This is a genomic window from Pseudomonas alkylphenolica (assembly GCF_016009175.1).
Classification (GTDB): domain Bacteria; phylum Pseudomonadota; class Gammaproteobacteria; order Pseudomonadales; family Pseudomonadaceae; genus Aquipseudomonas; species Aquipseudomonas alkylphenolica_B.
Genome location: NZ_JADUCM010000015.1, coordinates 69,006 through 89,743 on the forward strand (window position 1 = coordinate 69,006; position 20,738 = coordinate 89,743).

General features: G+C 62.1%; 19 protein-coding genes. 12 read left to right on the forward strand and 7 right to left on the reverse strand.

Translation table 11 applies throughout. The features are described from left to right. Positions 1-85: 85 nt before the first annotated feature. From I5S59_RS14725 to I5S59_RS14745, 5 genes are all read left to right on the forward strand, one after another. A complete protein-coding gene (locus I5S59_RS14725) occupies positions 86-1,108 on the forward strand; it encodes a DUF4917 family protein (RefSeq protein WP_197877273.1) in 1,023 nt (340 codons plus the stop codon). Positions 1,109-1,191: 83 nt separating this feature from the next. Then, positions 1,192-1,731 (forward strand): RNA polymerase sigma factor, encoded by a 540-nt coding sequence (locus I5S59_RS14730; protein WP_197877274.1) that lies wholly within the window; start codon positions 1,192-1,194, stop codon positions 1,729-1,731. Then, a complete protein-coding gene (locus I5S59_RS14735; RefSeq protein ID WP_197877275.1) occupies positions 1,728-2,678 on the forward strand; it encodes a FecR family protein in 951 nt (316 codons plus the stop codon). The genes I5S59_RS14730 and I5S59_RS14735 overlap by 4 nt, the downstream gene beginning before the upstream one ends. Positions 2,679-2,793: 115 nt before the next feature. Further along, positions 2,794-5,346, forward strand: a complete 2,553-nt coding sequence (locus I5S59_RS14740) for a TonB-dependent receptor (RefSeq protein WP_197877276.1) — start codon at positions 2,794-2,796, stop codon at positions 5,344-5,346. 102 nt (positions 5,347-5,448) lie between these two features. Then, a complete protein-coding gene (locus I5S59_RS14745; protein ID WP_197877277.1) occupies positions 5,449-6,336 on the forward strand; it encodes a DMT family transporter in 888 nt (295 codons plus the stop codon). Between the two features lie 90 nt (positions 6,337-6,426). Here I5S59_RS14745 and I5S59_RS14750 read toward each other — a convergent pair whose 3' ends face one another. The 4 genes from I5S59_RS14750 to I5S59_RS14765 all read right to left on the reverse strand — a co-directional run bounded on the left by I5S59_RS14750 (position 6,427) and on the right by I5S59_RS14765 (position 9,737). Then, positions 6,427-7,644, reverse strand: coding sequence for a class I SAM-dependent methyltransferase (locus tag I5S59_RS14750; protein ID WP_128324008.1), 1,218 nt, complete (start codon positions 7,642-7,644; stop codon positions 6,427-6,429). Positions 7,645-7,750: 106 nt separating this feature from the next. Continuing rightward, the gene (locus I5S59_RS14755; RefSeq protein ID WP_197877278.1) at positions 7,751-8,368 is read right to left on the reverse strand and encodes a TPM domain-containing protein; all 618 of its coding nucleotides are present in this window, start codon (positions 8,366-8,368) and stop codon (positions 7,751-7,753) included. Between the two features lie 26 nt (positions 8,369-8,394). Then, positions 8,395-9,135: a TPM domain-containing protein gene (locus I5S59_RS14760; RefSeq protein WP_197877279.1), complete on the reverse strand. Its 741-nt coding sequence runs from the start codon at positions 9,133-9,135 to the stop codon at positions 8,395-8,397. After that, entirely contained in the window at positions 9,135-9,737 is a 603-nt protein-coding gene (locus tag I5S59_RS14765; RefSeq protein WP_197877280.1) for a LemA family protein, read from the reverse strand. Before I5S59_RS14765 ends, I5S59_RS14760 begins: the two co-directional genes overlap by 1 nt. Positions 9,738-9,921: 184 nt before the next feature. Between I5S59_RS14765 and bglX the strand changes: the two genes are divergently transcribed. From bglX to I5S59_RS14785, 4 genes are all read left to right on the forward strand, one after another. Beyond that, positions 9,922-12,213 carry a beta-glucosidase BglX gene (bglX, locus tag I5S59_RS14770; RefSeq protein WP_197877281.1) on the forward strand — a complete coding sequence of 764 codons (2,292 nt, stop codon included), beginning with the start codon at positions 9,922-9,924 and terminating at the stop codon, positions 12,211-12,213. Between the two features lie 59 nt (positions 12,214-12,272). After that, positions 12,273-14,024, forward strand: a complete 1,752-nt coding sequence (locus tag I5S59_RS14775) for an ATP-binding protein (RefSeq protein WP_197877282.1) — start codon at positions 12,273-12,275, stop codon at positions 14,022-14,024. Next, a complete protein-coding gene (locus tag I5S59_RS14780) occupies positions 14,024-15,352 on the forward strand; it encodes a sigma-54-dependent transcriptional regulator (protein ID WP_197877283.1) in 1,329 nt (442 codons plus the stop codon). Before I5S59_RS14775 ends, I5S59_RS14780 begins: the two co-directional genes overlap by 1 nt. Positions 15,353-15,516: 164 nt before the next feature. Then, positions 15,517-16,836 (forward strand): MFS transporter, encoded by a 1,320-nt coding sequence (locus I5S59_RS14785; protein WP_197877284.1) that lies wholly within the window; start codon positions 15,517-15,519, stop codon positions 16,834-16,836. Between the two features lie 68 nt (positions 16,837-16,904). Here the strand turns inward: I5S59_RS14785 and I5S59_RS14790 are convergent, their stop codons facing one another. Next, positions 16,905-17,660, reverse strand: a complete 756-nt coding sequence (locus I5S59_RS14790; RefSeq protein WP_197877285.1) for a hypothetical protein — start codon at positions 17,658-17,660, stop codon at positions 16,905-16,907. Between the two features lie 318 nt (positions 17,661-17,978). Here I5S59_RS14790 and I5S59_RS14795 point away from each other — a divergent pair, with 318 nt between their 5' ends. Further along, positions 17,979-18,305: a hypothetical protein gene (locus tag I5S59_RS14795; RefSeq protein WP_197877286.1), complete on the forward strand. Its 327-nt coding sequence runs from the start codon at positions 17,979-17,981 to the stop codon at positions 18,303-18,305. A gap of 107 nt (positions 18,306-18,412) precedes the next feature. After that, positions 18,413-19,024, forward strand: a complete 612-nt coding sequence (locus tag I5S59_RS14800) for a flavin reductase family protein (RefSeq protein ID WP_197877287.1) — start codon at positions 18,413-18,415, stop codon at positions 19,022-19,024. Between the two features lies 1 nt (position 19,025). Here the strand turns inward: I5S59_RS14800 and I5S59_RS14805 are convergent, their stop codons facing one another. Together I5S59_RS14805 and I5S59_RS14810 are read right to left on the reverse strand one after the other, a co-directional pair. Then, positions 19,026-19,256, reverse strand: coding sequence for a hypothetical protein (locus I5S59_RS14805; protein ID WP_128323997.1), 231 nt, complete (start codon positions 19,254-19,256; stop codon positions 19,026-19,028). Positions 19,257-19,294: 38 nt separating this feature from the next. Then, a complete protein-coding gene (locus tag I5S59_RS14810) occupies positions 19,295-19,603 on the reverse strand; it encodes an antibiotic biosynthesis monooxygenase family protein (RefSeq protein WP_128323996.1) in 309 nt (102 codons plus the stop codon). Positions 19,604-19,806: 203 nt separating this feature from the next. On the opposite strand from I5S59_RS14810, the gene I5S59_RS14815 reads away from it, so the two are divergent. Further along, a complete protein-coding gene (locus I5S59_RS14815; RefSeq protein ID WP_128323995.1) occupies positions 19,807-20,736 on the forward strand; it encodes an AraC family transcriptional regulator in 930 nt (309 codons plus the stop codon). Positions 20,737-20,738: the final 2 nt, after the last annotated feature.

A 20,738-nucleotide genomic window follows, 5' to 3' on the forward strand; every position in this document is an offset into this window, starting at 1 on the left:
GACCCCAGCATAGTCGCCGGCACTGATGACAGCCCGATGGCATGCTAAAGTCGCGCCGATCGAACGACCTTGCCAAGAGAACACCATGCCCCATGCCGACTTCGACGCCAGCCTTCACAGCTGGCCGCAACTGAATGCCGACCATCCCTGCAGCGGTTTGTTGCTGGGCAATGGCGCCAGTCGTGCGGTGTGGCGGCCGTTCACTTATTTCTCCTTGTTCGAGGAAGCGCAGCGGGTACGCCACAAACCCCTGAGCCTGACCGACCAGGCCCTGTTCAAGTCGCTGGGCAGCGAACTGTTCGAGCCGGTCCTCAGCGCCCTGAACACCACGGTACGCATCAACGCCGCGCTGGCGATCAGCTCATCGGCGCCGCTGAACCGCTATTACGCGATCAAGGAAGCCCTGATCCATGCGGTGCGCAGCGTACACATCCCGTGGCGCCTGCTGCCGGCCAGCACCCTGCAGCGCATCAACAGCGCGCTGCGCAGCTACCAGAGCGTTTACTCCAGCAACTACGACCTGCTCAGCCACTGGGCGGTCAGCCACGCCCCGAACGGTTTTCAGGCCTTGTTCGATGAAGAAGGCACCTTCGATATCCGCCGCACCCACAGCGCCGGTACGCGCCTGCTGTATGTGCATGGCGGCCTGCACCTGCTCAAGCAACAGGACGGCAGCACCCGTCAGCGCAGTGCCAGCGGCAGTCAGTTGCTCGATGGCTTTGCGGTGAACACACCCGGCGATGTACCGCTGTTCGTCAACGAAAGCAGCAGCGATGACAAGCTCAAGGCGATACGCAGCTCCGACTACCTGAGCTGGTGCCTGGGCGAGCTGGCGACCCATCAAGACGGCCTGTGCCTGTTTGGCCAGCACCTGGACAGCAGCGACGGTCACCTGTTGCAGGCCATCAAGCAGGCCTGCCCGGCGCACCTGGCCATTGCCATCCGGCCCTTGAGCGAAGCCTCGATCATCAGCCAGAAGCAGCACTTCGCCCAGCGATTTGCCGACACCCCGGACATCCCCCTGTATTTTTTCGACGCCAGCAGCCACCCCCTTGGCGCTGCCGACCTGGAAGTCCCGGTGCCCGTTGTGGTGCGCAAGCGGCGCTGAGTCAATACAACTTCGCATTGGCAAATAACAATTATTATCGATAACATCCGCGACTTTCTACGCAGGCCTCCTGGAAAGTTTGCATGCAACGCCCCAAACCCGATCCACTGACCCCTGACACGTGCCGCGGGTTTTATGCCGACATCCTGCATTTCCTGCGCAAGCGCCTGGACAATGCCAGTGATGCGGCCGACATCACCCAGGACGTGTTTGCTCAGTGGCTGGGGTACCGGGACCGCGCGCGGGTCGAGCAACCCCGGGCCTTTCTGTTTCAGGTCGCACGTAATCTGCTCAGTGATCACTGGCGCCGCCAACGGGTGCGGCACGCCGTGCTCGACGAGCAGGTCACCAGCAGCGAAGACGCCCCGCTCGACACCCAGGCCGACCCGCTGAACCATGCCCAACAACAGCAACGCCTGGAACAATTGAAACGCGTGCTCGCCGAGCTCTCGCCGCGCCGGCGCGAAGCCCTTATGCTGCACCGCTTCGAAGGTTTGACGCAGGCACAGATTGGCGAGCGAATGGGCATTTCCGTGAGCATGGTGGAAAAGCACATTGCTGCCGCGCTGCTGCATTGCAAGCAGCGCCTGGACAGTGACAATGGCACGGAGCAAGGACAATGACCCCGATTCCCGAAATCGATAAGCGCGCCATCGATACCCAGGCAGCCAGCTGGTTCAGCCAGAACCGCAACGCCCCCTCGCGTGAAGCGCGCAAAGCCTTTGCCGTGTGGCTGCAGACACCCGAGCACGCCCGCGCCTATAGCCAGTTCGAACAGCTCTGGGACGACCTCGCCGCCCTCAAGCGCCTCAATCAGCCTGTCGCCTTGCCGGTGCGCAAAGCCCGCAACTGGCGCCCGGCGCTGGCCGTCGCCGCTGCGCTGGTATGCGCCCTGCTGGCGAGTAACGTCGGGCTGCCCGACACGCATTACGCCGACGCGTTTGCGGTCGATGACCAACACCCGCGCACCGTTGAGCTACCCGATGGCAGCCAGCTGACCGTCAATGCCCACACACGCCTGCGGGTGGACTTCGATGCCGAGCGCCGCCTGATTCACCTGGATCAGGGCCAGTTGTTCATTGACGTCGCTGCCAACAAGGAACGCCCTCTGTTTATCGAGGCCGGCGCTGCCCGGGTACGGGTGGTCGGCACGGCCTTTGACCTGCGCCGCGGCCAGCAGGAACTGGTGGTGAGCGTGGCCCACGGTCAGGTGGCCCTGGAAACACCGGGCGAAGATCGCCAGCCGGTGTTGCTCGGCGCCCGCCAACGCGCCAGCTATGACCTTGCAGGGGGCAGCCTGCGTTGGCAAACCCTGAGCGATCAGGAGGTGGGCGACTGGCGCAGCGGTCATGTGACCTTTCGCGATCGCGAGCTGAGCAGCCTGGTTGACGAAATTTCACTCTACCGCCAGGCGCCGGTGGTGCTTGCCGACCCGGTGCTGGGGCGCTACAGGGTTTCCGGCAACCTTGATGTCGACGACCCAGATGCGTTGCTCAAGGCCCTGCCCGCCCTGCTGCCGGTCAGCACCGTGACGCTTGCCGATGGCCGCCTGCGAATCGAGCCGAAATAAAATTCTGAGAATATTTTTCATTCGCATATGAGGGTTTCCCGCTGCAACGCGTCTTCCTCCCGTCTGCGTCGTCATTGCAGGCCTTCTGGCCATTGTTGCCGTATTGGGGGATTTCATGTTGCGTGCGTTTCGTCCTTTTACACCTCTGTCTGCCCGTCCATCGCTGCTGGCTGCCTGCCTGACCTTGAGCCTGATGGCCGAGGCATCACCGGTAGAGCTGAACTTGCCGGCGCAATCACTGGCGCTGTCGCTGAGCCAGCTGGCCCAGCAGACCAAGGTGCAATTGCTGTTCGACGAAGCCTTGCTGCGTGGCGTGCAGGCCCCGGCGCTGCGAGGCCCCTACGAAGCCGAGCAGGCGATCCGCCAGTTGCTGCACAACAGCCGCTTCGCTCTGGTCAAGGTCGGCAGTACCTACGTGGTGCGCCTGCGCGAAGACGATCCGACCGCAGACAACGGCATCCAGCTGAGCGCCGTGAGCATCGTCGGTGACGGCCAGCAGGTAGATCCCAGCACCGTCGGCCGCTCGACCCTGACCCAGGACGACATCGACCGCTACCAACCGAGCAACATCCCCAGCGTGTTGTCGACCTTGCCCGGAGTGAACATGGGCGGTTCGGTAAAGCCCGGTGGCCAGACCATCAATATCTGGGGCCTGGGCGATGCCGAAGACGTGCCGATGACCGTCGATGGCGCGACCAAAAGCGGCTTTGAGCGCTACCAGCAGGGCACCATCTTCATCGAGCCCGAGCTGATCAAGAACATTGAAGTCGAAAAAGGCCCGCACTCTGTCTACACCGGCAACGGCGGCTTTGGCGGCAGCGTCAACATGACCACCAAAGATGCCCCGGACCTGCTGCAGGACGGCCGCAACAGCGGGGCCATGCTCAAATACGGCTATGCCAGCAATGACCACCAGCAGGTCTACAGCTCGGCCCTGTTCGGCCGCACCGACGATGGCCGCATGGATGCGCTGGTGTACCTGACCAAGCGTGACGGCGACGACATGAAACTGGCCGGCACCCTCCCCGACCCGGACAACGACTACCCGATCAACCCCCGGCGCCTGCCCAACAGCGCCCTGGACCTGGACGGGGCACTGTTCAAGTTCAACCTCCAGTTGACCGAAGAGCAGCGCCTGGGCTTCTCCTGGTCGCGTTCGCAAAGTGAGCGCTGGGCGCCGTTTTCCTCTACCGCCTACCCGACTCCGCCGACCCAGTCCGATATCAACAAGTACGGCTACGACAACGCCCTCAAGCGCTACCTGGCCAACCGCACCACCACCGATACCACCTGGTCGGCCACCTACAACTACCAGCCGATCGACAACCCGTGGGTGGACCTGCAGATGAAGTACTCGGTGTCCGATACCGACCAGACCGACGAGCGCGATGCCACAGCGTTCTTCCAGCCGTCTACGGGCGGGCGCAAGATGGACACCGAGTACTCCGACCAGATGCTCGACGTGCGCAACACCAGCCTGTTTGCCACCGGCCCGCTGGAGCACGCCATGACCGCCGGTTTCCAGGTCCGCCGCCACGAGCGCGACACACAGATGTGGATGCCCGGCAGCAAATACGAAACACCGCTGTACAACAACGGCAATTACCAGCCGAACTTCATGCCCAGCGGCAGCGTCGACAGCCAGGGCTACTTCCTCCAGGACGCCATCACCCTCGGTGAAGTAACCCTGACCCCGTCGCTGCGCTATGACCATGTCGCCAACAACGGCAAGCAGAACGATGCGCCGTTCTACAACGACCCGGCGCTGGGACACGACTACAGCGAGAAAACCTACAGTGGGTGGTCGCCACGCCTGTCGGTGTTCTGGAAGACCAACGAACACACCGCGTTCTTTGCCGACTACAGCAAAACCTGGCGCGCGCCGGTGCTCGACGAACAATATGAAGTGCAGGGCCTTGGCTCGCGCACCGCGAGCAGCCGCAACCTCGACCCGGAGCGCATCACCGCCTTGCGCGCCGGTAACATCACCACCCTGTCGAATGTCTTCACCGACCACGACAACGTGCTGATCCGCACCACCCTGTTCCGTAACAAGATCGAAGAAGAAATCTTCAAGGCCACCGGCATCGGTTGCCCGGAGCAACTGGTCAGCGGCCAGAGCATTGCCAAGGCGTGTGGCAAGGGCCTGATGTCCAACTACCGCAACATCGACAGCGTCACTATCAAGGGCTTTGAGGTCGAGAGCTTCTACGACTCCACCTACCTGTTCGGCGCCGTTTCGTACTCATGGATCACCGGTCGCCATGAAGGCGCCTATACCAATCCCTGGGGCCCGGACGTCTGGGCCAAGGACATCCCGGCACCGAAGTGGATCACCACCCTGGGCGTTAAGATTCCCAGCTGGGATGCGCGGGTAGGCTGGCAGGCGCAGTTCGTGCGCAAGACTGATCGCCTGCCCAGCGACAACTACCGCGAAGGCCCGGCCAGTTCGCTGGGTGACCGCTACTACGACCACTATGCCAACGACGACTACCAGGTCCACGGCCTGTTCGCCAACTGGAAGCCGCAGCAGCCGTACCTCAAGGGCACCGAGGTCAACCTGACCATCGATAACCTGTTCAACAACGACTACCGCCCCGAACTCAGCGGCGCCTATGCCTACAGCCAGGGCCGCAACGCCAAGGTGAGCATCACGCGCTTCTTCTGAAGCGCCGGCAAACTGTACGGATGAACTTGTGAGCAACTGTAACAAGATCATCCGTGGCCGCTGTGGCTCAATGGACTGACTTATCTGCCACAGGCGTTCGTTATGTCCAGCCGCGAAAACACCGGGATGGCCCTTGGCTTGCTCGGTGTCGTGATTTTCAGCCTGACCCTGCCCATGACGCGTATCGTCGTGCAGGAACTGCACCCGCTGCTCAATGGCCTGGGGCGCGCCCTGCTGGCAGCCATCCCGGCGGCGGCCTTGCTGTTGTGGCGCCGCGAAAAGTGGCCGACCTGGCAGCAGATCAAGGGCCTGAGCCTGGTCGCACTGGGGGTGATTCTCGGTTTCCCGGTGTTTTCGGCCTGGGCCATGCAGACGGTGCCGGCGTCCCACGGGGCCCTGGTCAATGGCTTGCAACCCTTGTGCGTCGCCTTCTATGCCGCCTGGCTGTCGCATGAGCGCCCGTCAAAGGCCTTCTGGGCCTGCGCTGCCCTGGGCAGTGCGCTGGTGCTGGTGTACGCGATGATCATGGGCGCCGGGCAGATTCAGGCCGGTGATCTGTTGATGCTGGCGGCGATTGCCGTCGGTGGCCTGGGCTATGCCGAGGGTGGACGGCTGGCGCGGGAGATGGGCGGCTGGCAGGTGATCTGCTGGGCGCTGGTGCTGGCCAGCCCGCTGCTGATCGGCCCGGTGGTGTACCTGGCGCTGCAGCACCAGGGGCCGGTCAGCGCCCAGGCGTGGTGGGCCTTCGGGTATGTGTCGCTGTTCTCGCAGTTCATCGGCTTTTTTGCCTGGTATGCCGGGCTCGCGTTGGGCGGCATCGCCCGGGTCAGCCAGATCCAGTTGCTGCAGATCTTCTTCACCATCGCGTTTTCGGCGCTGTTCTTTGGTGAGCAAGTCGAGCCGATTACCTGGGTGTTTGCCGCTGGCGTGATCGGTACCGTGGTGCTCGGGCGCAAGACCCGTGTGCACCCGGCGCCCGCCAGAGCTTGAGTGAGATTTCGTAGGAGCCAGGCTTGCCGGCGAACCAGACGCCGCGGTGTGCCAGCCATACCGCGGCATCATGTTGATACAGGTTTTATTTCAAGCGGCGATCAGGCCATCCGCGCGCAACAGGGTCTCCAGGCAATGCTCCTTGACCCCATAAAAGTCTTTCAGCTGTTGGATCTTCTCCAGCAGTGCCGTTGAATCTCCCGGCGCCTGTCGCTTCACCGCAAGGATCATCTTGTTCTTGTTGGTGTGCTCAAGCGAAATGAACTCGAACACCTTGGTCTCGTAGCCACAGGCTTCCAGGTACAACGCGCGCAGGCTGTCGGTGAGCATCTCGGCCTGCTGGCCCAGGTGCAATCCATACTGCAGCATCGGCTTGAGCAGGCCCGGGCTGTGCAATTGCGGGCGAATCTGTTTGTGGCAGCACGGCGAGCACATGATGATCGCCGCACCGCAGCGAATACCGGTGTGAATGGCATAGTCAGTGGCGATGTCGCAGGCATGCAGGGCAATCATCACGTCAATGGCGCTAGGCACCACGCTGCGTACATCCCCACATTCGAACACCAGCCCCGGATGCTCCAGGCGCGCGGCAGCGGCATTGCACAGCTCGACCATGTCCGGACGCAACTCGACACCCGTCACTTGCGCATCGCGCTGCAAGGTGTTGCGCAGGTAGTCATGGATGGCAAAGGTCAGGTAACCCTTTCCCGAACCAAAGTCCGCCACGCGCAAGGCTTGATCAGCCGCCAGCGGCGCGGAACTCAAGGCATGGGAAAACACTTCGATGAACTTGTTGATCTGCTTCCACTTGCGCGACATCGCCGGGATCAAGGCATGTTGTTTGTCGGTCACGCCCAGGTCATGCAGAAACGGCCGGCTCAGTTCCAGGTAGCGCTTTTTCTCCCGGTCATGTTCGCCGTCCGCAGCCTTGCGTGCCTGCTGCACGGCACTGCTGTGCAGCATCGGCTTGCCCTTTTTGCTGAACTCCAGTTGCGCCTCATTATTGAGGCTCAACAGGTGGGCATTGCGAAACGAGCCCGGCAGCAACTCGGCCACCAGCGCCAGTGCCTGGTCATTGGGCAGGTTACGGGTAATGTCACGGGTCTGGTAGCGATACACCAGCGACAGGCAAGCCTGGCCCTTGACGGTCAACGGTTTGGCGATGATCCGCTGCAAGGCTTCTTCAGTACCGACATGGCGCGCCAGCACCAGCTTGATCAGGGCGTTCTGTTCAAGGCTGGTGGCGAGCAGGCTCAGAAACTGCGCACGCGCATCCGGCGCGGTCTGGGCGGAGGGGGAATCGGACATCGGAAGTGGGTGCCTCGGGTTACGAAGGGGGCGACTGAGCGCAATGCCGGGCATTTTACGTGGATGACCGGCCTGCGCACAGTTTTTGTCGATCAGCGTTTGCCGCTTACCCCAGTACCACCAGGCGGTTGGGCAGTTCGTTGCGCGCCTGGGTCACCGGCACGTGCTGGCGCAACACCTCGCCGCAAGCCTCGACGCAGGTGACGAAACCCTGCAGTGTCTGGCCTTTGCCTACCTGCTCGGTGAAACGCTGGACGATGCCGTCCCAGACTTTGTTATCGAGGTGCCGGGAGATACCTTCATCCACCAGAATCTCGACATAGCGCTCGGCTTCGCTGACGAAAATCAGCACACCGGTACTGCCCAGGGTGTGGTGAAGGTTTTGTTCCAGAAACTGCCGCCGGGCCAGGTTCGACGCGCGCCAATGGCGTACCGAACGCGGTATCAGCCGGGTTGTCAGGCGCGGGATGCGGAACACCAGGCTGAAGACGATGAAGGTCAGCCACTGGCTGATCAACAGCGTGCTGACGCTTAACCAGCCGCTGAGGTAATGCACGATGCCCGGCACCAGCAAGGCCAGCAAACTGGCCCAGAGCAAGGGAATGTAGGCGTAATCGTCGGCGCGCCGGGCCAGTACCGTGACCAGCTCCGCATCGGTGTGCTGTTCGACCCGGGCAATGGCTTCGGCGACCTGGCGCTGTTCATGTTCACTGAGCAATGTCATGCACTGGAAATCCCGTTGAGTGTTGTTTACCAGCCGCCGGAGGAACCACCGCCGCCGAAGCCGCCACCGCCGCCACCGAATCCCCCGCCTCCGCCACCGCCAAAACCACCACCGTAGCCGCCACCGAAACCACCGCCCATGCCGCCGCGACCGCCACGGCCACCGCCGCCCAGGCCCATGCCCTGCAAGGCAAAGACGACGATGACCAACAGAATGAACAGTCCGATCGACCAGCCCGGTGCCTGCGCTTGCCCGCCGCCACCTTGGGCACGCGAAGGCTCGGCCAGCGGATTGCCGCCCAGCACCTGGAGGATGGCAGCGGTGCCCTGGACGATGCCCTGGCTGAACTCGCCACGACGAAACGCCGGGGTGATGATGCTGTTGATGATCACCGAAGACTGCGCATCGGTCAGGCGCTCTTCAAGGCCGTAGCCCACTTCGATGCGCAGCCTGCGTTGTTTGGGGGCGATGATCAACAGCGCGCCGTTGTCCTTGCCCTTCTGGCCTATTCCCCACTTTCGACCGAGCTGGTAACCGAAATCCTCGATTTCCAACCCTTGCAGGTCATTCAGGGTGACCACCACAACCTGCTCGCCGGTGGCCTGTTCATGTGCCGTGAGCATGCGTTCAAGCTGGCCTCGGCTATTGCTGTCGAGCAACCCGGCCTCATCCACCACCCGGCCGGTCAGGGCCGGGAAGGCAACGTCTGCGCGCAGCGGTGCGACCATCAGCAACGCCAGCATCAGCCCCCATACCAGCCGGCGCATCAGAATTTCACTTCAGGGGCTTTGTCGGCGTCGGTGGCAGTGGCCTCGAAGTTCTCCCGTATCGGCAGGTTGCTGTACATCACCATGTGCCAGAGACGACCGGGGAAAGTGCGTATCTCGGTGTTGTAACGCTGAACGGCGGCAATGAAGTCCTTGCGGGCCACGGCAATACGGTTTTCCGTGCCTTCAAGCTGGGACTGCAACGCCAGGAAGTTCTGGTTCGATTTCAGGTCCGGGTAGCGCTCCGAAACCACCATCAAGCGGCTGAGCGCACCGGTGAGTTGCGATTGCGCCTGCTGGAACTGCTGGAGTTTCTGCGGATCGTCCAGGGTGCTGGCATCGACCTGGATGGAGGTTGCCTTGGCCCGCGCTTCAATGACCGCGGTCAAGGTTTCCTGCTCTTGCTTGGCATAGCCTTTGACCGTTTCGACCAGGTTGGGAATCAGGTCGGCGCGGCGCTGATACTGGTTCTGTACCTGGGCCCAGGCCGCCTTTACCTGTTCATCGTAGTTGGGAATGTTGTTGATCCCGCAACCGGCCAGCAGGCTGCCCAGCATCAGTATCAGCCACAGCTTTGCGCCCTTGAAGTGGATTACCTGCATAGTTGCTCTTCTCCTTGATCTGCGTTAACCGTTGCACTTGAGGCATAATCCGCTACCGCCGCTGGATCGTGACGGCCCAATCGGCTAGAAGATGCCCCAGCAAACTACAACAATAGCCGCTTCCCCAACTTCGGCTGGGCAGTATCACCGTGAATACTGCCGTAAGCCTTGAGAACAGAACTTAATGAACAAGCTGTGTTTGCTGGGCCTCCTCGTTAGCCTGGCCAGTCAATCGGCCCTTGCCGACACCTCCTCCGCGCCGTTGCAGAACAAGCAGGCCTTTATCGCCGACCTCATGGGGCAGATGACCCTGGATGAGAAGATCGGCCAGTTGCGCCTGATCAGCATCGGCCCGGAAATGCCTCGCGAGATGATCCGCAAGGAAATCGCCGCAGGGCGCATCGGTGGCACGTTCAACTCGATCACCCGCGCCGAAAACCGGCCGATGCAGGACGCCGCGGGGCGCAGCCGCCTGAAAATCCCGATGTTCTTCGCCTATGACGTGATCCACGGCCACCGCACCATTTTCCCGATCAGCCTGGCCCTGGCCTCGAGCTGGGACATGGACGCGATCGCCAAGGTCGGCCGGGTTTCGGCGCTTGAAGCCGCTGCCGACGGCATCGACATGACCTTCGCACCAATGGTCGACATCGCCCGTGATCCACGCTGGGGCCGCACCAGCGAAGGCTTTGGCGAAGACACCTACCTGGTGTCGCGCATCTCCAGGGTCATGGTCGAGTCGTTCCAGGGCAAGAGCCCGGCAGAGGCCACCAGCCTCATGGCTGCGGTCAAGCACTTCGCCCTGTATGGCGCAGTGGAAGGCGGTCGCGACTACAACACCGTCGACATGAGCCCGAGCAAGATGTTCAACGACTACCTGCCCCCGTACCGCGCCGCTATTGATGCCGGCGCCGGTGGCGTGATGGTCGCGTTGAACTCGATCAACGGTGTTCCGGCCACCTCCAATACCTGGCTGATGCAAGACCTGCTGCGCAAGGACTGGGGCTTCAAGGGCGTGACCGTCAGCGACCACGGTGCGATCACTGAACTGGTTCGCCACGGCGTCGCCCGCGACGGCCGCGAAGCGGCAAAACTGGCGATCAAGGCCGGCATCGACCTGAGCATGAACGACTCGCTGTACGGCGAAGAACTTGCCAGCCTGCTCAAGGCGGGTGAAATCAACCAGGCCGACATCGACAACGCCGTGCGTGAAGTGCTCGGCGCCAAGTACGACATGGGCCTGTTCGCTGACCCGTACCGACGCATTGGCAAGGCCAGCGAAGACCCTGCCGACACCTACGCCGACAGCCGCCTGCACCGTGCCGAAGCCCGTGACGTGGCACGTCGCAGCCTGGTGCTGCTGGAAAACCGCGAACAGACCCTGCCGCTGAAAAAAGCCGGCACCATTGCCCTGGTCGGGCCGTTGGCCGATGCCCCGATCGACATGATGGGCAGCTGGGCCGCCGCTGGCCGTCCGCATCAATCGATCACCGTGCGCGAAGGCATGCGCCAGGTGCTCGGCGACAAGGCCAAGGTGATCTACGCCAAAGGTTCCAACGTCACCCACGACAAGGCCATTCTCGATTACCTGAACTTCCTCAACTTCGATGCCCCGGAAATCATCGACGATCCGCGTCCGGCTGCGGTGCTGATCGACGAAGCGGTCAAGGCTGCCAAGCAGTCCGATGTCGTGGTGGCGGTGGTGGGAGAATCGCGTGGCATGTCCCACGAATCGTCGAGCCGCACCACCCTGGAAATCCCCGCCGCCCAGCGCGAGCTGATCAAGGCCCTGAAGGCCACCGGCAAGCCCCTGGTGCTGGTACTGATGAACGGCCGGCCGCTGTCGCTGGCCTGGGAGCGGGAACAGGCCGATGCCATCCTGGAAACCTGGTTCAGCGGTACTGAAGGCGGCAACGCGATTGCCGACGTGCTGTTTGGTGACTACAACCCGTCGGGCAAGCTGGCGATCACCTTCCCGCGCTCGGTCGGGCAGATCCCGATGTACTACAACCACCTGAGCATTGGCCGGCCGTTTACCCCGGGCAAGCCTGGCAACTACACCTCGCAGTACTTCGAGGAGCCAAACGGCCCGCTATACCCCTTCGGCTATGGCCTGAGCTACAGCGACTTCAGCCTCTCGGCGCTGACCCTGTCGAGCAAGACCCTGAAAAAAGGCCAGACGCTCGAAGCCAGCATCCGCGTGAAAAACACCGGATCGCGTGACGGTGAAACCGTGGTGCAGCTGTATGTGCAGGATATTGCCGCGTCCATGAGCCGCCCGGTGAAAGAGCTGAAGAACTTCCAGAAAGTCATGCTCAAGGCCGGTGAAGAGCGCACCCTGACCTTCATCCTCAGTGAAGACGACCTCAAGTTCTACAATAACCAGCTGCAATGGGCGGCGGAACCGGGTGAGTTCAATGTCCAGGTCGGGCTCGACTCCCAGACCGTGCAGCAACAGCGCTTCGAACTGCTGTAAACCTCGCCAAGCACCCAGGGAAGGCCAGGAGGCCTTCCCTATCTGCCGGGATCTGCACCATGCCGCTTTCCTTCCGAGCCCTGCGTTTGGGACTGTTTGTTTTCTTCATACTGGCCGGCATGTTGTTCACTGCCGGCTGGGCCATGCACCACGCCAAACGTCAGGCGATGATTGAAGACGCCGGCCGCGCCAGCCAGCAACTGGGCCTGTACGCCAATTCGCTGCATACCCTGATCGACCGCTACCGCGCCCTGCCAGCCGTGCTGGCTCTGGACCCGGAGCTGATCAAGGCCCTGAGCAGCCCGGTCGACAAGCCGGTGCAGGACGCCCTGAATCACAAGCTCGAACGCATCAACAGCACCGCCAACTCCTCGACCCTGGAGCTGCTGGACAGCACCGGCCTCGCCGTGGCGGCCAGCAACTGGCGCCTGCCCAGCACCTATGTGGGCTCCAACTACGCCTTTCGCCCCTACTTCAAGCAGACCCAGAGCCAGGGCACCGGGCGCTTTTATGCCGTGGGCGTGACCAGCGGTGTACCCGGTTACTTTCTCTCCAGCGCGGTGCAGGGTGAGAACCAGCGCTTTCTCGGGGCCATGGTGGTCAAGCTGGAGTTCCCTGAACTTGAACGTGAGTGGCGTCAGGGCAGCGATATCCTGCTGGTCAGCGATGCCCGCGGGATCATCTTCATCGCCAACCAGGACGGCTGGCGTTACCGCGAGCTCAAGCCCTTGAGCCGCGAAGACCGGGCCGAACTGGCAGTCACCCGCCAGTACGACAAGCAACCGCTGGTGCCACTGCAGCACCAGGTCCTCAACCGCTTCGGTGACAACAGCCACCTGACCCGCGTACAGGGCCCGGAAGGCAGCACCGAGTACCTGTGGGAAAGCTTGCCACTGGAAGCCGAAGGCTGGACCTTGCACCTGCTGCGCAAACCGCAGGTCAGCAACGCCGGGCGCAATGCAGCCCTCGCCGCTGCGGCCGTATGGCTGAGCCTGGTGTTTGCCCTGCTGTTCATCAGCCAGCGCCTGCGCCTGGCCCGCTTGCGCCAGCGTAGCCGTGAAGAGCTCAAGCAGTTGGTCGAAGAACGCACCCGCGACCTGCGCACCGCGCAGGAAGGCCTGGTGCAATCGGCCAAGCTCGCAGCCCTGGGGCAGATGTCTGCCGCCCTGGCCCATGAAATCAATCAGCCGTTGACGACCCAGCGCATGCAGCTGGCGACCTTGCGCCTGCTGCTCGACAACCAGCGCTATGACGAAGCACGTCAGGCACTGGAGCCGCTGGAGCAGATGCTGACACGCATGGCCGCCCTCACCGGCCACCTGAAAACCTTTGCCCGCAACAGCCCCAGCGGCCTGCGCGAACGCCTGGACCTGGCCACCGTGGTTGATCAGGCCCTGCAACTGCTCGAGACGCGCATTCGCGCCGAGCAGGTAGAGGTCGCCCTGTACCTGGCCCGGCCGGCCTGGGTGCGCGGTGATGCCATCCGCCTTGAACAGGTGCTGATCAACTTGCTGCGCAATGCCCTGGATGCCATGGCCGGCAAAAGCTACAAGCGCCTGGAAGTCCGTATTGAACTGGCAGCCGATCAGTGGCGTCTCAGCGTGTTCGACAGCGGTGGTGGCATCCCTGGCGAGCACCTGGGCAATGTCTTCGATCCCTTCTTCACCACCAAGCCCGTCGGCGAAGGCCTGGGGCTTGGACTGGCGATTTCCTATGGCATCATTCATGAAGCCGGCGGGCGCCTGACCGTCGAGAACCAACCCGGGGGCGCCTGCTTCGCCTTCACCCTGCCCAGAGACCCGGAGCCCTAATGTTGAACTCGGTAATGGTCGTCGACGACGAAGCCAGCATCCGCACCGCGGTGGAACAATGGCTGAGCCTGTCCGGCTTCAACGTGCAACTGTTCAGCCGCGCCAGCGACTGCCTGGAGCAATTGCCCGAACACTTCCCCGGGGTGATCCTCAGCGATGTGCGCATGCCGGGCATGGACGGATTGCAGTTACTCGAGCAGTTGCAGACGCGCGATGCCGACCTGCCGGTGATTCTGCTGACCGGGCATGGCGATGTACCCATGGCCGTCGACGCCATGCGCAACGGCGCCTATGACTTTCTCGAAAAGCCCTTCAGCCCGGAGAGCCTATTGGGCAGCCTGCGCCGCGCGCTGGAGAAACGCCAACTGGTGCTGGAGAACCGGCGCCTGCATGAGCAGGCCGACCTCAAGGCACGCCTGGACCAGACCCTGCTGGGCATGTCGCAAGGCATGCAGCAACTGCGCAAACAGGTACTGGACCTGGCCGACCTGCCGGTCAATGTCCTGATCCGTGGCGAAACCGGCAGCGGCAAGGAGCAGGTCGCCCGCTGCCTGCACGACTTCGGTCCGCGGGCCGACAAACCCTTCGTTGCACTCAATTGCGCGGCGATTCCCGAAGCCTTGTTCGAGGCCGAGCTGTTCGGCCATGAAAGCGGGGCCTTTACCGGCGCCCAGGGCAAACGCATCGGCAAGCTGGAATACGCCAATGGCGGCACGGTGTTTCTCGATGAGATCGAAAGCATGCCCCTGGCCCAGCAGGCCAAGCTGCTGCGTGTGTTGCAGGAGCAGAAGCTGGAGCGTCTGGGGGCCAACCAGAGTATCCGCGTCGACTTGCGCATCATCGCCGCGACCAAGCCCGACCTGCTGGAAGAAGCCCGCGCCGGACGCTTTCGTGAAGACCTGGCCTACCGCCTGAACGTCGCCGAGCTGCGCCTGGCGCCCTTGCGCGAACGGCGTGAAGACATCCCATTGCTGTTTGCCCATTTTGCCCGCCAGGCCGCCGAGCGCGTGGGGCGCACGGCACCTCAACTGAGCGGCGCACAGTTGGGTCACCTGCTCAGCCACGACTGGCCGGGCAACGTCCGCGAACTGGCCAACGCGGCCGAGCGCCATGCCTTGGGCCTGGGTGAACCGGCCGTTGTCACCGTAGAATCCGGACAGTCGCTGGCTGCCCAGCAGGAAGCCTTTGAAGCTCACTGCCTGCGTGCGGCCCTGAGCCGCCACAAAGGCGAAATCAAGGCGGTGATGGAGGAGCTGCAGCTGCCGCGCCGCACCCTCAACGAGAAGATGCAGCGCCACGGGCTGCTGCGCGAAGACTTCCTGCAATAAGCGGAATCTTGCCGATCACCCCTCGCAGCATGAGCGGATTTCCGCTCATCAATCGGGCGAACCCCTTGTAATCCGGGCCTCCAGCACCTGGCACAGCTCCTGCTATAGCCCTCGCAGGCTGCGTTTCGGCGCGCTCCACAAAAACAACTATGAAGGTCCCTTCGATGGATAACTCCAGCACCCTGCCCGCCGGGGCGGCCATTGCGCCCGCCGCGGAAAAAACCACCCGAAGCCGGCTCAAGTCGATTTTCAGCGGTTCGATCGGCAACATGGTCGAATGGTACGACTGGTACGTTTACGCCGCATTTTCCCTGTACTTCGCCAAAGCCTTCTTTCCTGCCGGCGACACCACCGCACAACTGTTGAACACCGCCGCAATCTTTGCCGTGGGCTTTCTGATGCGCCCGATCGGTGGCTGGCTGATGGGCCTGTATGCCGACCGCAAAGGCCGCAAAGCCGCGCTGATGGCCTCGGTTCTGCTGATGTGCGCAGGCTCGCTGGTCATCGCCCTGACGCCAGGCTACGAGACCATCGGTGTTGCCGCTCCCGTCCTGTTGGTGATTGCCCGTTTGATGCAGGGCCTGTCCGTCGGTGGCGAATATGGCACCTCGGCCACCTACCTCAGCGAAATGGCCACCAAGGAGCGTCGCGGCTTCTTCTCCAGCTTCCAGTACGTGACACTGATCTCTGGCCAGCTCATTGCCCTGGCGGTGCTGATTATCCTCCAGCAAACCCTGACCACCGAGCAGCTGTACTCGTGGGGCTGGCGCGTACCGTTCGTGATCGGCGCCCTGTGCGCGGTCGTGGCCCTGTACCTGCGTCGTGGCATGGAAGAAACCGCTTCGTTCACCAAAAAGGAAAAGTCCAAGGAAAGCCTGATGCGCACCCTGATGCGCCATCCCAAGGAACTGGCAACCGTGGTCGGCCTGACCATGGGCGGCACCCTGGCCTTCTACACCTACACCACCTACATGCAGAAGTACCTGGTGAACACGGTCGGCATGAGCATCAGCGACTCGACCACCATTTCGGCGGCGACGCTGTTCCTGTTCATGTGCCTGCAACCGGTGATCGGCAGCCTCTCCGACAAGATCGGCCGGCGCCCGATCCTGATCGCCTTCGGTGTGCTGGGCACCCTCTGCACCGTGCCGATCCTGACCACCCTGCACACCATCCAGACCTGGTGGGGCGCGTTCTTCCTGATCATGGCGGCGCTGATCATCGTCAGCGGCTACACCTCGATCAACGCCGTGGTCAAAGCCGAACTGTTCCCCACCGAAATCCGCGCCCTGGGCGTCGGCCTGCCGTACGCGCTGACTGTGTCGATCTTCGGCGGTACCGCTGAATACGTGGCCCTGTGGTTCAAGAGCATCGGCATGGAAACCGGTTACTACTGGTACGTGACCGCCTGTATTGCCTGCTCGTTGCTGGTGTACGTGTTCATGAAAGACACCCGCACGCATTCGCGCATTACCACCGACTGATCAACTCTGCGGGTTGATAAAAAAGGGGGCCTCCAACACTGGAGGCCCCCTTTTTTCATGCCGGCGAATCAGGACAGTTCAGAGACCGTCTGGCGCTGATTGCGGTTGTTGTAGTAGTAAGCCATGCCAATCAGCACCAGCAGCACGGCGCCGAGTACCGCGGACGAGCCCACGGTGCCAAAGTCCAGGCCACCCTTCTCATGCGGTTTGGTCAGGAAGTCGCCCAGGGTCGCGCCAAAGGGGCGGGTCAGCACGAACGCAATCCAGAACAGCACAACGGTCGATATCCGCGTCCAGTAGCGTGCCACCACCACCAGCGCGATAGCCGAACCGATCAACAGCGCACCGCCGGCAAAGCCCAACCCGGAGTCATCCGCCAGGTAGTCGCCCAATGCCGTGCCCAAGGTGTTGGAGAACAGGATGGCGACCCAGTAGAACAACTCCCCCTTGCGCGAGGTGATGCGATTCACGTCCAGCGGGTTGCCACTCAGGCGCCACAAGGCAAAGGTCAGCATCAGGATACCGATCAGAATTGCCGAGCCGGTGGCGTAACCCAGGCCGAGGGTACGGTCCATGAAATCGGACATGGTGGTGCCCGCCGTACTGGTCGAAAGGATCACCAGCCAATAGAGCACCGGGTGATAGGTCCTCGACAACAACTGGGTCACCAGGGTGACCAGAAACACGCTGATCAGCAGCACCGAACTCAGGGCATAGCCCACGTTCAGTGTCATCGACAGCAGGTCGCCCGCCGTCTCGCCCAAAGTGGTTGCGCAGATTTTCATGACCCAGAAGGCCAGTGTGATCTGGGGAAGTTTGTTCATGCAGTGCCGCTCCATAGTCAGGTGCGGCACAGACTGCTGAGCGGCTGATGAAAAAACGGTAGTGGACTAATGAAAAAAGCGTTGGCCTCGAGAATTATTCGCTTAACGCCTCATTAATCCTCGCGCCTTAGTCTTTGACTACTGACAAACCACTTACCTGAATCAACGGCGTGACCCGTGAAACAGTAATTCTCGTCGCCAAATACATCTAATTAATCGATTTATATGCGCCATTTTTTGCTCTTTTTAATCAAATTAATCGGCGTAGCATTGAACCCATAGAAAGAAACAACCCCACACCACCCCGGAGCAACGACCATGAAAAGCAAACTGATCCTGACCCTCGCCTTCTCGGTACTGGCTGCCAACGCTTTTGCTGAAGACGGCTTCGATCGCACCAACGCCCACAGTTTCAGCGCCCTCCAGACCCAGTCGGCAACCTTTGCAGAAGACGGTTTTGATCGCACTGGCGGCGCCAAATTCGCCGAAGACGGCTTCGACCGCACCGGCGGCGCCAAATTCGCCGAAGACGGTTTCGATCGCACTGGCGGCGCCAAATTCGCCGAAGACGGCTTCGATCGCACCGGCGGTGCCAAATTCGCCGAAGACGGTTTCGATCGTACCCAGGCCCACCGCATCAGCTGAGCACTGATGCGCGGCACTCAGCCCGGCCTCGGCCGGGCTTAATCGTTTTCAGCCGGGCAAAGCCTTGGCACACTAGGCACTTACTCATCGGTAAGGCTTCAAGGCAGATGTATTACTACGAACCCGGCAAAGGCCACGGCCTGCCCCACGATCCCTTCAATGCAATCGTCGGCCCGCGCCCTATTGGCTGGATCTCCACCCAGGATGACGAAGGTCGCTTGAACCTCGCGCCCTACAGTTTCTTCAACGCCTTCAACTACATTCCACCGATCATCGGTTTCTCCAGCGTCGGGCGCAAAGACAGCCTGAACAACATCGAGAAAACCGGCGAATTCGCCTGGAACCTGGCCACCCTGCCCCTGGCCAACGCCATGAACCAGAGCTGCGCAGCCGTGCCGGCCGACGTCGACGAGTTCGCGTTGAGCGGCCTGACGCCGGTAGCGTCCAGGGTTATCGCAGTGCCACGGGTGCAGGAAAGCCCGGTGTCATTCGAATGCAAGGTGACCCAGATTATCCAGTTGCAGCGCGCCGACCAGGTGCCGGTACCTAGCTGGTTGATTCTGGGTGAAGTGGTGGCGGTGCACATTGCCGAGCACCTGCTCAAAGACGGCATCTATGACACCGCAGCCGCGCAACCGATTCTGCGCGGGGGGGGCCCTGCGGACTATTTCGAGCTGGGCAACCTGTTCAAAATGGCCCGCCCGCAGGTCAACAGCTGAGTTACCAGACCAGCTCGGCGTCGTCACTGACGCCCTGCAGGCGCTCCAGTTCAGCGCAGGCCGCTTCGTCAGCAGCCAGGGCAGTCTTGAACGTCTGCCCTTCAAGTACCTTGTGAAAACGCGGCGCGCCGGTGGCACCCAGGCCTTTCACCGCGATTGCCGCGTTGTAACCCTCTTCCCCGCGTACGGCTGCCGATACCGCTTCAAACTGCGAAAACTCTTTACGTGCCATGTGCTGCAAATCCACATCGGTTGTCGAAAACCGTCATTCTAACTCGCCGTGGGCTCGCCGAACGTATGCAGATCGAGACTGGCGACCACCTGGGCCTGAACCAGCTCGCCAAACAGGTCCAGGGTCGGTGAGGCAAAGTAACCGCTCATCGCTTGCTGGTCGCACCAGAAACCACTGAGCAACCACAGGTCGGCGTCGGCCTGGGACTGTTGCAGGTTGAACTGCAGGCAGCCCGGTGCTTGCCGCGACGGTTCGAGCAACTGGCGCAAGCGTTGGCCCAGTTCCACGGAGCGACCGCTACTGGCCCGGATAAAAGCAAGGTGAGTGACCGAGTGAGACGAGGTCATGCGCATTTCTCCTAGAGCAGCCAGATCGTAGTACCAGGCTGCCAAGGTTAGGCGACACCTCGCACGCGCCGTTAGGCCATTCCTGTCACACGCTTGCCTGATCCTGCGCGCGGCAGGATCAGGCAAGCGCTCGACAGCATTTGGCTAGCGCTGCAGCTTGCACAAACCTATGCTGCTTCAGTCCCTTTCTGGAAGTACTCGTGATGTCTACGCTCGACCCTGAACGCCAGGTTCTCGACCCGACCCTGGAACAGCAACGTCAGGAGCTGGCCGACCTGGTGCGTCGCCATGCACCGGGAACCACGACGGCAGAATCGGCCATCGCGAACCTGTACCTGGTGCGTTACGAAGAAAGCGTGCGGTCGGTGCCTACCCTGGCACAACCAGCGTTGTGCATCATGGCCCATGGCAGCAAGGAAATCAGTCTGGGCGATGAACGCTACGCCTACGACCCGTTGCACTACATGGTGTTGTCGGTGGCGCTGCCGCTCAGCGGCGTGCTGCTCGAAGCCAGCCCGGAGAACCCGAGCCTCGGCGTGCGCCTCAACATCGACCCGGCGCAGATCAACAGCCTGCTTGCCGAAGCCGGTCCGATGGGGGTTCCTGCGCTGCCATCGGGGCGTGGGCTGTATGTCGAACGTACCGATCCATTGCTGCTCGACGCCTTGTTGCGCTTGATCCGCTTGCTGGATACGCCCAAGGACATCGCCGTCCTGGCGCCGTTGATCCGCAGGGAAATCATGTACCGCTTGCTACGCGGGCCGCAGGGCTACCGCCTGTATGAAATTGCCATGTCGAGCAGCCAGACCCATCGGGTCTGCCAGGCGATCACCTGGCTCAATCAGCACTTTCATCGCCCGCTGCGCATCGAGGATCTGGCCCGCGAAGTGAACCTGAGCAGTTCCACCCTGCACCATCGCTTCAAGGCGGTGACCTCGATGAGCCCGCTGCAGTATCAAAAGCAATTGCGCCTGCAGGAAGCGCGGCGGCTGATGCTCAACGATGGCCTGGAGGCAGCCGTGGCCGGCTACCGGGTGGGTTACGAGAGCCCGTCGCAATTCAGCCGTGAATACAGCCGGCTTTACGGCGCGCCGCCGGCACGGGACCTGGCCCGGTTGCGCAGCGCACTGTAAAG

Coding starts and splice junctions, on each gene's coding strand:
- I5S59_RS14725 (WP_197877273.1), top strand. CDS start 86: ATGCCCCATGCCGACTTCGACGCCAGCCTTCACAGCTGGCCGCAACTG.
- I5S59_RS14730 (WP_197877274.1), top strand. CDS start 1,192: ATGCAACGCCCCAAACCCGATCCACTGACCCCTGACACGTGCCGCGGG.
- I5S59_RS14735 (WP_197877275.1), top strand. CDS start 1,728: ATGACCCCGATTCCCGAAATCGATAAGCGCGCCATCGATACCCAGGCA.
- I5S59_RS14740 (WP_197877276.1), top strand. CDS start 2,794: ATGTTGCGTGCGTTTCGTCCTTTTACACCTCTGTCTGCCCGTCCATCG.
- I5S59_RS14745 (WP_197877277.1), top strand. CDS start 5,449: ATGTCCAGCCGCGAAAACACCGGGATGGCCCTTGGCTTGCTCGGTGTC.
- I5S59_RS14750 (WP_128324008.1), bottom strand. CDS start 7,644: ATGTCCGATTCCCCCTCCGCCCAGACCGCGCCGGATGCGCGTGCGCAG.
- I5S59_RS14755 (WP_197877278.1), bottom strand. CDS start 8,368: ATGACATTGCTCAGTGAACATGAACAGCGCCAGGTCGCCGAAGCCATT.
- I5S59_RS14760 (WP_197877279.1), bottom strand. CDS start 9,135: ATGCGCCGGCTGGTATGGGGGCTGATGCTGGCGTTGCTGATGGTCGCA.
- I5S59_RS14765 (WP_197877280.1), bottom strand. CDS start 9,737: ATGCAGGTAATCCACTTCAAGGGCGCAAAGCTGTGGCTGATACTGATG.
- bglX (WP_197877281.1), top strand. CDS start 9,922: ATGAACAAGCTGTGTTTGCTGGGCCTCCTCGTTAGCCTGGCCAGTCAA.
- I5S59_RS14775 (WP_197877282.1), top strand. CDS start 12,273: ATGCCGCTTTCCTTCCGAGCCCTGCGTTTGGGACTGTTTGTTTTCTTC.
- I5S59_RS14780 (WP_197877283.1), top strand. CDS start 14,024: ATGTTGAACTCGGTAATGGTCGTCGACGACGAAGCCAGCATCCGCACC.
- I5S59_RS14785 (WP_197877284.1), top strand. CDS start 15,517: ATGGATAACTCCAGCACCCTGCCCGCCGGGGCGGCCATTGCGCCCGCC.
- I5S59_RS14790 (WP_197877285.1), bottom strand. CDS start 17,660: ATGAACAAACTTCCCCAGATCACACTGGCCTTCTGGGTCATGAAAATC.
- I5S59_RS14795 (WP_197877286.1), top strand. CDS start 17,979: ATGAAAAGCAAACTGATCCTGACCCTCGCCTTCTCGGTACTGGCTGCC.
- I5S59_RS14800 (WP_197877287.1), top strand. CDS start 18,413: ATGTATTACTACGAACCCGGCAAAGGCCACGGCCTGCCCCACGATCCC.
- I5S59_RS14805 (WP_128323997.1), bottom strand. CDS start 19,256: ATGGCACGTAAAGAGTTTTCGCAGTTTGAAGCGGTATCGGCAGCCGTA.
- I5S59_RS14810 (WP_128323996.1), bottom strand. CDS start 19,603: ATGACCTCGTCTCACTCGGTCACTCACCTTGCTTTTATCCGGGCCAGT.
- I5S59_RS14815 (WP_128323995.1), top strand. CDS start 19,807: ATGTCTACGCTCGACCCTGAACGCCAGGTTCTCGACCCGACCCTGGAA.